This window comes from Pseudoalteromonas neustonica (genome assembly GCF_001653135.1).
Taxonomy (GTDB): Bacteria; Pseudomonadota; Gammaproteobacteria; order Enterobacterales; family Alteromonadaceae; genus Pseudoalteromonas; species Pseudoalteromonas neustonica.
Genome location: NZ_BDDS01000004.1, coordinates 35127 through 48152, shown reverse-complemented (window position 1 = coordinate 48152; position 13026 = coordinate 35127). Strand labels below are relative to the sequence as shown.

The following is a 13026-nucleotide window of genomic DNA, read 5'->3' as shown; positions in this document are numbered from 1 at the left end:
ATGCCAAGTTATGCAAATCGCTATATTAGTAGTTTAACAAGGGAAACTTATGCACTAATTCTGGCGGGCGGCAGAGGTTCACGCCTGCATGAGTTAACAAACTGGCGGGCCAAGCCAGCCGTTTATTTTGGTGGCAAGCATCGAATCATCGATTTTCCACTGTCTAATTGTATTAACTCGGGTATACGACGTGTGGGCATTGCGACGCAATATAAGTCACACTCGTTGATCCGTCATGTTAATCGCGCGTGGGGACACTTCAAAAAAGAGCTTGGTGAGTCTGTTGAAATTTTACCAGCATCACAGCGTTATGGTGACGAATGGTATTGTGGTACTGCGGATGCCGTTTTTCAAAACATGGATATTATCCGCCATGAGTTACCAAAGTATGTCATGATTTTATCTGGGGATCATGTATACCGCATGGATTACGGTGGTTTATTAGCAAAGCATTTGGAAACTGGCGCGGATATGACGGTATGTTGTATTGAAGTTCCTTGTGAAGAAGCTGCAGACACATTCGGCGTTATGACGGTAGATGAAGAAAAGCGTGTTCGTCGCTTCGATGAAAAACCAGCGGCACCAAGTTCAATTCCAGGCAAACCGGGTACATGTTTAGCATCAATGGGGAATTATGTATTTAATACCGAGTTTTTATTTGAGCAATTGAAAAAAGATGCTGAAAATGAAGGGTCTGGACGTGATTTTGGCCACGATATTATCCCTGCTATTATTGAGGAGCATAATGTATTTGCCTTTCCATTTAGAGATCCAGGCCATGAAGGTCAACCTTACTGGCGTGATGTGGGCACCCTTGATTCATTTTGGGAAGCAAATATGGAGCTTGTAATGCCAGAGCCTCAGCTAGACTTATATGACCCTACATGGCCAATTTGGACATACCAAGAGCAACTACCTCCTGCAAAATTCATTTTTGATAATGATGAGCGTCGTGGTATGGCCGTTGATTCTACCGTTTCGGGCGGGTGCATCATCTCGGGCTCGGTTGTGCGAAAATCACTGCTGTTCTCAAATGTACATATACGTTCATATTGTGAAATTGAAGAGTCGGTTATATTACCAGGTGCCATCATACAGCGAAACTGTCGTATTCGCCGTGCCATAATAGATCGCGGGTGCGAGATCCCAGCAGGGGTTGAGATTGGTTTTGACCGTAAAGCAGATGAAGAAAATGGTTTTAGAGTATCTAAAAAGGGTATTGTACTAGTTACCCGTGATATGCTCACTGAACTTGCAAAAAAACTTGAGCGCCAAGAGCGTGATAAAAAGCAATTAGCCTAGGGCGTGTTGACCTTTCGTGATTGATTTTGCAGCAGTCTATTTGGTATTTAGGCAAGGCAGAGCCTATGTCGTGTGGTTGTTCCCCATAAATCGGCGATAACGCAGTATAAATGCCAAACATGCGCTGCCCAAAGGGTTCTTCCTAGGGGCGATTAACTCTTTGTTACCTACACAGATGTAGGTAAGGGGAGTGAGTAGGGCGCACAAGCTTTGCTCGGTTTTACTTAGCCCGCTCGATTAAATCGCCTCTAGGTTGAACGAGTTTTAATCCTGAAAGGTCAAAAGACCTTAATAAACCAGTTGTAGGAAATAAAGAAAATATGCATGTATTAATGGTTGCAGCCGAAAATGACACGTTACCAAATGCTAAAGTCGGCGGTGTTGCTGATGTGATTAGAGATAGTCCAAAAGCATTAGCACAAAGAGGGCTAACAGTTGATGTTGTTATACCTGATTATGGTTTTAGCGCATTGAGCAAAGAGCATCTTGGATTATTATATGTGCCATTTGCAGGCTACATTCATGAAATACATGCATGGGAAATTAACTCAGTTGATAATGGGGTAAGGCAATTAATTTTGTCTCACCCTTATTTTAGTCAGCATAATGGCGCGGTATATTGCAATGACGAACCTGGTAGGCCATTCGCTACAGATGCAACTAAGTTTGCACTGTTTAATGCTGGCGTTTGTGAAGCATTATTACAAGGTATATTTATACGCCCTGACGTGTTGCACCTACATGATTGGCATAGTGCCTGCGCGGCATTATTGCTAAAGTTTGATCATCGTTTTACTGCATTTTCACAATTAAAAACAGTGTTTACAGTACATAATATAGCTTTACAGGGGATCCGACCTTTTAAAGGCGATGATTCGAGCCTTGAAGCTTGGTTTCCATCATTAAGTTATGACGGCCATTTATTGTGTGATCCTAGGTACCCGCATTGTTTTAATCCAATGCGTACCGCGATTAATCTTGCAGATAAAGTACATTTAGTATCACCCACTTATGCGCTGGAAGTTTTAGCTGCAAGTTCACCTGAAAATGGTTTCTTCGGTGGTGAAGGCCTTGAGAAAGATTTACAAAAGGGAGCAGAAGAAAATAAAGTCGTTGGTATTTTAAATGGCTGTGAGTACCCAACTCATGAAGCAAATTCAACACTTCAATTAACTGACTTATATGAAGAAATAGAGTCAACTCTATTTGGTTGGATCGCTCAAAAAACTACATTAGTTAGTAGTTTTTATATTGCTCACCAACGATTAATAGGCTTTCAAAAACAAAAAAATAAAGGACCTTTGATCACCAGTGTAGGCCGATTGACTGATCAAAAGGTATTGTTATTACACCAAACCTATCAAAATAAATATGTAATTGATCATCTTTGTGAAAAATTAGCACAGCACCAAGGCAATATGATTATTTTAGGCTCTGGGGATGAAAAATTAGAGCAGATAATGACAGAAGCCATGGCTCGCAATTGTAATTTGCTGTTCCTTAAAGGGTATGGACATAAAGTGGGGGAGGACCTTTATGAGCTTGGCGATCTATTCTTAATGCCAAGTTCATTCGAGCCATGTGGAATTAGTCAAATGTTAGCTATGCGTGCTGGGCAACCCTGTTTAGTTCATGGCGTTGGCGGCCTTAAAGATACGATAAATCACTTAGAAACGGGTTTCAGTTTTACTGGTAACTCACTTGAAACTCAATGTGAAGGCTTGATTGATTGCTTTTCAGATACCCTTAATTTACGAGCCCACAAGCCAAAGCAATGGCAGAATATAGTGCAACAAGCGAGGGCGGCTCGCTTTACATGGTCGAAAGTCGCTCAGGAGTACATTAGTAAACTTTATTGTTAGTACTGCAATTTGCCACCTTTCTAGTTATAATGTGTTTATATTTCAAGGTGGCCTAGTCTTTTTTTATTGGTTTATAGGCTTGATTAATAAAAAATACTGTAAAAGGCTGACTAGTGGAAGTATTTGTAGCAAGGCAAGCAATTTTTAATCGTCGGCAGTCTGTGGTTGCCTACGAGTTATTATTTCGTAATAGCATTAATAATTGCTTTCCTAATATTGACGAAAGTGTAGCTACAGCCAAATTAATTGTAGAAAATCAACTAAACTTCGGCACTCGCCATATTACATGTGGTAAGAAAGCGCTTATTAATATAGGCCCAGATTCATTAAAAATGGATTTGTGCAGCTTTTTACCCCCCCAAGACGTTGTGCTTGAATTATTAGAAACTATAGAGCCGACAGAAGAAAACTATCAATTATGTAAAGAGTTGTTTAAAAAAGAGTTTACATTAGCTTTAGATGATTTTATCTATGATCCTAAATGGGATCGATTTTTGAAATTTGTTAAGTTGATAAAGTTTGATATTCAAATCACTCCTCTAAACCAAATCGAATCGCTTATAGTGCGCTTTAAAAAATACAAAAATTTAAAACTATTAGCAGAGAAAATAGAAACGCTTGCTGATTTTAAAGTCGCTCATGCAATGGGATTCGACTATTTTCAAGGGTATTTTTTTGCTAAACCACTGTTGATTCAACAAAAAGATATAGATATGAATCATGCGCTGGCATTGTCTATCTATGCCCAAGCGATGAAAGAGAATCCTGATATTAATGCGATAGCAGCTCTTTTTCAGCTCGATACTGCCCTTGCTTTCAAATTATTACGGTTGATAAACAGTGGGGTGTTCCCGGTTCAAAAAGAAATAGAATCATTAAAGCAAGCATTGGTGTATCTGGGTCATGATCATATCAAAAAGTTTATCAGTCTTTTAGTGACGGCCCATGTAGCACAAAGTAAGCCAAATGAATTAATTAAAATGTGCATAATTCGAGCGCGATTTTGTGAATTAATAGCAAAAAAAGTGGCACCAGCTAATGCGAATAGTGCATTCTTAACAGGGTTATTTTCATTGTTGGATGCCATATTAGATAGGCCGATGGATCAGTTGCTTTTACGTTTACCTTTCCCTGACATAATCAAGTCGGCATTAATGGAAGAAAAGAATAATCTTTATTATATCCTCGAAATTGTTAAAGCATATGAATCTGGAAGCTGGTGGGCGCTAGAGCAAGCCGTAATATTATTAAATATCCCAAGTGATATACTGCCAAGTTTATATAAAAATGCTTTAGAATGGTCTAACAACCATAAATATAATTAAAAGGATTTAACAATGCGAAATCACAGTATAGATGTTATTCGTGGTATTGCTGTGCTTGGCTTAATGTATATGAATGCATATTCATTCGGGCTATTTGAATTTGGCTATGTTGCTTCAGCGTCACCTCCGTTTTCAGATCATGTTATTAAATTGAGCAGTCTCTTATTTGTCGATGGACGTTTTCGGAGCCTATTTTGTATTCTTTTTGGGGTTGGGTTATATATTCAATGGCAACGAAATAATGATTTATCACGTTTAACTAAGCGTTTAAAAATACTCGCCGTGTTTGGTTTACTTCACGGTTTTTTACTGTGGGCTGGTGATATATTATTCATTTACGCATGCGCAGGTTGGGTCGTAATTAAATACCTCGACGCAGAAAGTAACATGCAATTAAAGCGTGGTTTTCAATTTCTTTTACTCGGTTCAGTTATCACCGTTTTATTAGGTTTATTATCCCCCCCAATCGTTATTACACGTGATTCAGCTGAGTTTTTAGACCATTTTTATACGTATAGTGAATCAGGAAGCTCTGTGTATTTGAGCAACATGGCAATGTTTGGCTTTATGCTTGTGATACTTCCTTTTATTACCGTATGGATGACCGCAGGGCTTATGCTGCTTGGTATTTATGCTTACAAAAATAATGTGTTTGAAAATGGTTTACCTAAAAAAGTGTTAATCATTTCGCTGTTTTGTTCCGGGATTTTAAGCTGCACTAGAATATTACTAGAATCTCAAAATAGCACATTCGATATTGCGATCTTAGAACCTATAACGTGGTTCTCAGCTTTGTTCATGGCTTTAATTATTATACATGTTGTGGTTAAATTAGTAACAGTGAAAGGGATTCTACTTACAGGCTTGCAATCCGTTGGGCGGTTGGCTTTAACCTTGTATATTATGCAAAGTGTTTTGTTAGTGATGTTATTTAAAATGCTTTATCCGGAATGGGTTCTGACATTCGATCGAATTGATTATTGGTTAATTGCTACTTCAATTGCCTTATTTCAGCTCGTTTTTAGTGTACTTTATAGACGTTACTTTGACCAAGGGCCCTTGGAGTTTATTTGGCGTAAATTGGCTAGCTAGTTTATTTGGGACTATTCTCAGAGGTAGTAATAAACTGGAGAAATAGATGAAGCGCTATTTATTTATCATTCTATCGTGTATTTCATTGCACTTAAGTGCTGTTGAGCCTTTTTCTGTACTATTTGTGAACCCTTCAGTTAAAGGGGACCCATTTTGGGAGAAAGTACAAAGTATTGCAGAGGTGGCTGCAAAACAAAACAATATAAGCCTGGATGTGATCTATGGAGAAGGCAATCGTTATATTCAGCTCTCGGAGCTTAATAAATACTTACAATATCGCGCTACGCCTGACTATGTAGTATTGCTGAATTACCCCGGTGGGGCTGAGCAATCAATGAATTTGCTTAAGCAGTACAACGTTAATTTTATTACTCTAGAACAAACAATTACAGGCGATGAACGGGGATCAATTGGCGAACCACAAGCACGTTATAAAAATTGGCTAGGTGAAATTTATCATGATAATTTTAAAGCAGGCCGGGGTTTGGCTGATGCATTAATCACTCATTCTAAAAATCAAGGTCGCCAGCCTCACGTTGTGGCTATAAATGGGCATTATGGTACTGAGTCAGATGCAAGAAGCGATGGTTTAAAAGCCTATTTAGCTGATAACAAATTGCAATTAAGCCAAACAGTCTATGCGGGCTGGTCAAAACTTGAAGCTATCACCAAGACAAAAAAATTAATTCAACGGTATCCAAAAACTAACGTAATTTGGAGTGCATCTGATTTAATGGCATTGGGAGCTTACACAGGGGTTTCTAATGCGAAAAATTATTCAATGGGTGGCTTTGATTGGTTAAAAGATAATTTACGCTTAATAAAGCAGGATAAATTGGCTGCAAGTGTTGGAGGTCACTTTATGATGGCAGGCTGGGCGTTGATAACATTGGTTGATTTAAGAAACGGCCACGATTACTGGAAAAATAACACCAATATTGAAATAGATCTTGATGTGATCACAAAAGACAATATCAATCAATATGAGTATCTTATCGATGTGAATAATTGGTCTTTTGTAGATTTTAACCGCTATCGCCTTCTCGATAACGAACAACTTAGCTACCGCTTTGATATAAAAAGCCTGCGTAAAGATAACCTTAATCTAGAAAAATAACCGCGCAATATTTTTATCGCTGGTTTAAACTATCGGCCTTTGAAATTAATATGAATATGGCTCATGACAGACTTAAAACGATTAAATAAATTTATTAGCGATACCGGTTTTTGTTCGCGACGAGAGGCTGATAAATATATTGAAGATGGTCGTGTTACTGTTAATGGCATTCGCCCTGAAATGGGCGTTAAAGTTTCAGCGAGTGATAATGTTCTTATTGATGGTAAAGCATTAAAAAAGGTCCCTAAGCGAGCTTATATAGCTTATAACAAGCCTGTAGGGATCACCTGTACAACTGAACGCAAAATTCAAAGTAATATTGTCAAAGCAGTTAACTACCCCGACCGTATATTTCCAATTGGGCGGTTAGATCGTCCTTCAGAAGGTCTGATTTTTTTAACAAACGAAGGTGACATCGTTAATAAAATTCTTCGAGCGGGTAATAACCACGAGAAAGAGTATGTTGTTACCGTTGATAAGCCGCTAAATCGACAATTTGTAAGTAAAATGTCGGGTGGCCTACCAATTTTGGATACTGTTACTAAAAAATGTAAAGTAACTCAAACAGGTGCGCAGCAATTTACCATAGTGCTTACCCAAGGCTTGAATCGACAAATTCGTCGAATGTGTGAATATTTAGGGTATGAAGTTGTTACGCTAAAACGTGTTCGAATTATGAATGTTACTTTAAAGGGCTTAAAGGTTGGGCAGTGGCGCCATCTTAGCGATTTAGAAATGGCAGAGATTAACAACTCAATAATGGATTCAGGGAAAACTCAAGAACATTCAATTGATGAGAATAAAAATAACCTGATTTTCGATAATAAAAAAACCTTTAAAAAACGAGTTACAAACACGCAAAGCGTCGCTAAAAGTACTATAAAAAGAACATCCCCCCGCACAAGTACAAAACGTGTGACCGGCACATTGAGTTTAAAAAAATAATGACATAATTAACACTAAAATTGACGCAGCTTGCGTTACTTTTAGTGTGATTTCTAATTAAGCATTTAGATGGGGGAGTTCTATTACCCATTCAATACCATTTTTTGAACTCGTTATTTGATATTTACCATTAAGTGGGCCTGAAATAATACTTGCAACCATGGGAGCACTCAGCCCGACATGCCCACTATTACCTCTTTTACTCGTATAGAATGGCTTTAGCAGTTGCTCAATCGATAGCCCTTGTAAGCCATTACCATTATCAGAGTAGTGAATGTCAAATCCATCATTTTTTTCAGTAATAATTATATTAATCTGTGTCTTATCCGCTTGTGGTGCGTGGGTAAAAGAGTCTTGGATTAAATTATTAAATACGAGCGCTAATAACTCAGTATCTAGATTAAAATCTGATTGGTGGATATTCAACTGTAAATTAAACGTCAGACCATGGTATAGCTCTTGAGATAGAGTGAGGATATTTTTAATAAAACTCTCTAAGTTAGTATTTTTAAGTTTTCTAGGCCCCTTCGCTCTAGAGATCATTTTTAATAAATTAACGAACTCAGCTACACGCATCAAATTGTTCTCAGATAAAGTTATGCTTTCACTTGCATCTTTTAACTTGGCTTCTAGTTGAGTTGCGGATAAAGTTTTGTGCATATAACTAGACATAAGCGATTCAATGATGCTCTTTAAATGGGTTACAGCAGTAATGCTTGTACCTAAAGGTGTGTTTATTTCATGGGCAACACCAACAACCATTTGATTAATTGCGTGCGATAACTCTTGGCCTACACGTAAATTATGAGCTTCAATTAATTTAATCTGAGTGCTAACGCGCGCGACTATTTCGGCAGGGCGAAATGGTTTTGTTAAATAATCTACGCCACCAGCCTCTAATGCTTGCACTATGTTATCAGTGTCAGTTTGAGCACTTACAAAAATAATGGGGATATGTTTAGATTCGTCTTTGGATTTAAGGGTTTGACATAGCTCTATACCAGACATAACAGGCATTTTTATATCGGTAATAATAATATCTGGTCGTTTTTTTTCAACGAGTTGCAAAGCCAGAGCTGCATTGGTGGCAGCTCTAACAGTATGGTTTTCAGATTTTAAAATTAATTGGAGAACATGTAAATTTTCCACAATATCATCTACAATCAAAATATTAGCCATTTATTACCCCGTTAACATTATCTCATCAAGTATAGCCATAGTTAGAATATTTATTTTTTTAATATGAGTTATTATTTCATCAGCAACACATCAAAAAATGCTTATAGTGTATTTAGCTTGTTTATATTTTTAATACGACTATTTTTTATATGAGCATTAAGTAATTCGAGCGTATGAGATGACTGCAAAGAAAGTATTAAATATCCTCTATATCGTGTTTTGTGCCTTTTTACTAATGTCGGTTTTTATTGTTGTTTTATTTCTTCAGCATAACTTGAAGCAAACTAAAAATCTCGTTGCTTTAGAAAAATTGACTGCGATGTCGACTGAATTAAAAACAAGCTCAGATTCATTAACACGGTTTGCAAGAATGTACGTAATAACCATGGATGAAAAGTGGCGCATGTTATTTGATCATGTTGTTGATATACGCACAGGCTTTGCCTCACCAGTTGAAAACCCGACCATATATTGGGAACGTTTATCTTTGGCGCCTAAAAGTACAATTCCCCATCGTACTGCACAAAAGTCATGGCCATCATTACTTGAAATAATTCAAAGTAATGATGCGCGCCGTAATGAAGTTGCCGCTTTTAAAAGTGCGTTGGATAGCTCAAATGTTTTGATTGATATTGAGCAGCAAGCGTTTGATTTAATTAAAATAGGAGGACAAGAAAACGTTGCTAACGCTCGGCTTTTGTTGTTTGGAGAAGTATATATAAAAGAAAAAAGTAAAGTCATGTTTTCAATAAATAGTGTACTTGCTGAAATAGAAGCACGAAGGTCCTTAGATTTAAAAAAAGCCGCGGAGCATTTACAGTTAATAAAAGCCCTCGGTATTTTGTGTTTTGGAGGGATAGTAGCCCTGCTGCTTTTTTCATATACGTTATTAAAAGGCAGATATTTTTCACCGATTAAACGGATCCACGATGCTGTATTTACATCTATTAAGCTACATAATCACCAAATTGTTTTACCAAATGATGTTAAAGGGGAGCTGGGTGAGCTTATTGGTGCATTTGAGTTAACGCTTAAAAAGTTAAATTTTAAAATTAGTGCATCTAAACACATTAAAGCTTTTAATCATGCTATTCGTGGTATTCACAAACCTAAAGACATCATCGAAGAGTCATTACAATTTATTTCACTAAACTTTAATTCGCCTAGCTGCGCGATATTTAAAGTAAACGGGAATAACCTAATATTAGATGAATATATAGGTCATATCCCTATTTTTGATGAAAGCAGTGCACAAGCAAAGGCGTTATTAAAAAACCAAAACGTTCAGACGATGACTGCTTTGGAAAATAATTCAATTAAGATCATTGTCAATGGGCAGCAAATCCTAATTCAAGAAGCCCATTTAATGCCTTTAATCGTCAGTGAACAATGTATAGGTGCACTCTACATAGCCTCCACATCTACTTACCATAAAGCGCAAATAGAAACACTTGAAGAAGTATGTAACGACTTAGCGATTGCAATTAAATTAGGAGTCAATATTGAAAAGCAAAATGCAGTTGAGGTTGCCTTATCACAACAGCTAGAGCTTAATCATCATATTATTAATGCGATTCCAAACCCAACATACTACAGAGATAAGCAAGGGTGCTTTATGGGGGTTAATAAAGCCTTTTTAAACTTTATAGATAAATTTGAAGCTGACGTTATTGGCACCACGGTTGACTTTATTTTCGAACAGCAAGCGGCTGCCGTATTTAATGAACAAGCGAATGAAATTATCAAAGATCGAGCGAATGTAGAATATAGCATGGTGACAATGAACGGTAATGATCAGCCCGTTGAATTAGTGATTTATGAAGCTCCATTTTTTGATAACAAAGGAGTTGTGTCAGGAATTGTTGGGATGTTTCTAGACGTTACAAAACGCAATGAACTTGAGCGAGATCTTGTAGAAGCTAAAGAAACGGCGGACCGTTCTGCAAAAGTAAAAGGTGAGTTTCTTGCCAATATGAGTCATGAAATCCGAACGCCAATGAATGCGATAATTGGCATGGCACATTTAGCGATGGGGGCTCAATTAAATGAAAAACAGGCTAATTATGTTAATAAAATAGACATTGCTGCGAAGCAATTATTAAGATTAATCAATGACATTCTAGATTACTCTAAAATAGAAGCAGGAAAAATAGAGATAGAGCAAACGGCTTTTGGATTGGATAAATTATTAGAAACAGTATCAACAGTTACCAGTATTAAAGCACAAGAAAAAAACTTGGAATTGGTATTCGATATCCCCCCTTCTTTGCCCAATAGTTTTATAGGCGATCCACTAAGATTAAGCCAAGTATTAATCAACTTAGTTGGTAATGCGGTAAAGTTTACAGATTCAGGAAGTGTAACAATTAAGATTGTGGCTGAATCAATTGACGATAAAAATACTGAATTGAAATTCTCTGTCAAAGATACTGGCATAGGTATGGATAGGCAGCAACAAAAAAGGTTGTTCAGTTCGTTTTCCCAAGCTGACTCATCTATCACAAGGAAATATGGTGGCACAGGATTAGGATTAACAATCTCTCAACAGTTAGTAAAACTAATGGGAGGCGAGATTTATTTAGAGAGCACATTAGGTGAGGGATCAGAATTTTACTTTAATGTGAATTTACCTATAAAAGATGAATGTGAATTAAATGGTACTTTACCCAAATCATTTGCAAATTATCAGGTATTGATAGTTGATGATAATTCTCAAGCATTAGATGTTTTGGAAGGTATCCTTGTAAATGCCGGATTACAAATAACGAGACGAGATAATGCAACTGCCGCAATTGAGTTGTTAAGGCACGCTAATGATGATTTCGATCTTTTAATCATGGATTGGCAAATGCCAGAAATGGATGGTTTGAATGCTATAGAGTTACTTAAGAATGAAGACTTATTAGCTAATACAAAGGTTATGTTAACAACAGCGTATGGAAGAGAACTTGAATTAAATGAAGATCAAAAACGCTTATTAGATGCAATTATATTAAAGCCAATAAACCCTTCTTATTTAATTGATTCTTTAGTTGCATGCTTTGGCACATATACATCAGAACAGCCGTTAAAAGAACAAACTTACGCACATGATGCGCTTTTAAACATAAAGCTTCTTTTAGCTGAAGACCAACCTGTAAATCAAGAAATCGCCTATGAGATTTTAACCAGCTTTGGGGCACATGTTGATATTGCAAATAATGGTGAAGAAGCTATAAAGAAAATAGAAAAGGAAAAGTATGACCTTGTTTTAATGGATATGCAGATGCCCGTATTAGATGGGATCAGTGCGACTAAAATCATCAGAGAGGGACTTTCAAATACGGCACTCCCTATTTTAGCGATGACAGCAAATGCTATGCAACAAGATATAAATCGATGCACAAATGCTGGAATGAATGGTCATATAGCAAAACCAATAGATGTAAATATGCTTGTTGAACAAATTTTGCTGCACGTTGCAAAACCCCCTATACAAAAGATGAGGGAGCCAACTTATATTGAGCCTGACTTGACATCTATTGCGAAAACGAAAGTAGTTGAAAAGTATTTAGATGGGGTTAACTTAGATGAAGGAATTGAGCGTGCGGCAGGTAATGAGTTGGCCTATTTCAGCATACTATCAAAATTTTTATCGCAACAAGTGGAAGAGCTAATAAACCTTAAACAGGCAATTACTATAGAAAACTATGAGCTAGCGTCAAATTTATTGCATGCAATTAAAGGTGCCGCTGCGAACTTAGCTGTTTATGTGATCGCAGATAAAATGAAGAACCTAGAACAAAGCTTAAAAGCTAACCTGATCGATGCTCATGATATTGACAGTCTTATTGAATACGTTAAGAAAATAAACCCACAATGTTTAGCAATTATAGAATCAATTAGTTCGAGTAAGCAAAAAATCAACGAAGTTGATAATCAGGGAGGGCTTATCCAAAAACTATCGCAAGCGCTTAAAGATTTTGATACTGAGGCTAGTGAAATCGTCCAATGCTTATCTGTTAGTGATACCCTAGAGCTACAGCAAATAAAAAAACTACAAGAAATGGTGAGTCGTTTTGAATATGTTAAAGCAGATATGTATTTGACTCAGTGCTTGGCCTAGGGCATGTTGACCTTTGTGGGTTGAGATTTGTTCAATCTAGGGGCGATTTAATCGCGACGCGAGGTTTGGAATCGAGTGGGCTCGATAACTGCTCCTGCG

Annotated in this window: 8 protein-coding genes; 7 read left to right on the top strand and 1 reads right to left on the bottom strand. The window is 37.1% G+C overall.

Features of this window, described 5'->3' with window-relative positions; all coding sequences use genetic code 11:
• The 6 genes from glgC (at nucleotide 1) to rluF (ending at nucleotide 7643) form a co-directional block, all read left to right on the top strand.
• Nucleotides 1-1302: a glucose-1-phosphate adenylyltransferase gene (glgC, locus tag A7967_RS07615; protein ID WP_054203797.1), complete on the top strand. Its 1302-nt coding sequence runs from the start codon at nucleotides 1-3 to the stop codon at nucleotides 1300-1302.
• 320 nt (nucleotides 1303-1622) lie between these two features.
• The gene (locus A7967_RS07610) at nucleotides 1623-3164 is read left to right on the top strand and encodes a glycogen synthase (RefSeq protein ID WP_054203796.1); all 1542 of its coding nucleotides are present in this window, start codon (nucleotides 1623-1625) and stop codon (nucleotides 3162-3164) included.
• Nucleotides 3165-3277: 113 nt separating this feature from the next.
• Nucleotides 3278-4489, top strand: a complete 1212-nt coding sequence (locus tag A7967_RS07605; protein WP_054203795.1) for an EAL and HDOD domain-containing protein — start codon at nucleotides 3278-3280, stop codon at nucleotides 4487-4489.
• A gap of 12 nt (nucleotides 4490-4501) precedes the next feature.
• A complete protein-coding gene (locus A7967_RS07600) occupies nucleotides 4502-5581 on the top strand; it encodes a DUF418 domain-containing protein (protein ID WP_212760595.1) in 1080 nt (359 codons plus the stop codon).
• A gap of 46 nt (nucleotides 5582-5627) precedes the next feature.
• The gene (locus tag A7967_RS07595; RefSeq protein WP_054203794.1) at nucleotides 5628-6698 is read left to right on the top strand and encodes an ABC transporter substrate-binding protein; all 1071 of its coding nucleotides are present in this window, start codon (nucleotides 5628-5630) and stop codon (nucleotides 6696-6698) included.
• A 63-nt stretch (nucleotides 6699-6761) separates the two neighbouring features.
• Nucleotides 6762-7643: a 23S rRNA pseudouridine(2604) synthase RluF gene (rluF, locus tag A7967_RS07590; RefSeq protein ID WP_054203793.1), complete on the top strand. Its 882-nt coding sequence runs from the start codon at nucleotides 6762-6764 to the stop codon at nucleotides 7641-7643.
• A gap of 57 nt (nucleotides 7644-7700) precedes the next feature.
• Here the strand turns inward: rluF and A7967_RS07585 are convergent, their stop codons facing one another.
• Nucleotides 7701-8822 (bottom strand): response regulator, encoded by a 1122-nt coding sequence (locus tag A7967_RS07585; RefSeq protein WP_054203792.1) that lies wholly within the window; start codon nucleotides 8820-8822, stop codon nucleotides 7701-7703.
• A gap of 178 nt (nucleotides 8823-9000) precedes the next feature.
• Between A7967_RS07585 and A7967_RS07580 the strand changes: the two genes are divergently transcribed.
• Complete coding sequence (locus A7967_RS07580; RefSeq protein ID WP_054203791.1) at nucleotides 9001-12927, top strand: response regulator; 3927 nt, start codon at nucleotides 9001-9003, stop codon at nucleotides 12925-12927.
• The last annotated feature ends 99 nt before the right edge of the window (nucleotides 12928-13026 follow it).

Bases quoted from the DNA above. Each gene is read 5' to 3' on its own strand.
- glgC (WP_054203797.1), top strand. From the start codon at position 1: ATGCCAAGTTATGCAAATCGCTATATTAGTAGTTTAACAAGGGAAACT.
- A7967_RS07610 (WP_054203796.1), top strand. From the start codon at position 1,623: ATGCATGTATTAATGGTTGCAGCCGAAAATGACACGTTACCAAATGCT.
- A7967_RS07600 (WP_212760595.1), top strand. From the start codon at position 4,502: ATGCGAAATCACAGTATAGATGTTATTCGTGGTATTGCTGTGCTTGGC.
- A7967_RS07595 (WP_054203794.1), top strand. From the start codon at position 5,628: ATGAAGCGCTATTTATTTATCATTCTATCGTGTATTTCATTGCACTTA.
- rluF (WP_054203793.1), top strand. From the start codon at position 6,762: ATGACAGACTTAAAACGATTAAATAAATTTATTAGCGATACCGGTTTT.
- A7967_RS07585 (WP_054203792.1), bottom strand. From the start codon at position 8,822: ATGGCTAATATTTTGATTGTAGATGATATTGTGGAAAATTTACATGTT.
- A7967_RS07580 (WP_054203791.1), top strand. From the start codon at position 9,001: ATGACTGCAAAGAAAGTATTAAATATCCTCTATATCGTGTTTTGTGCC.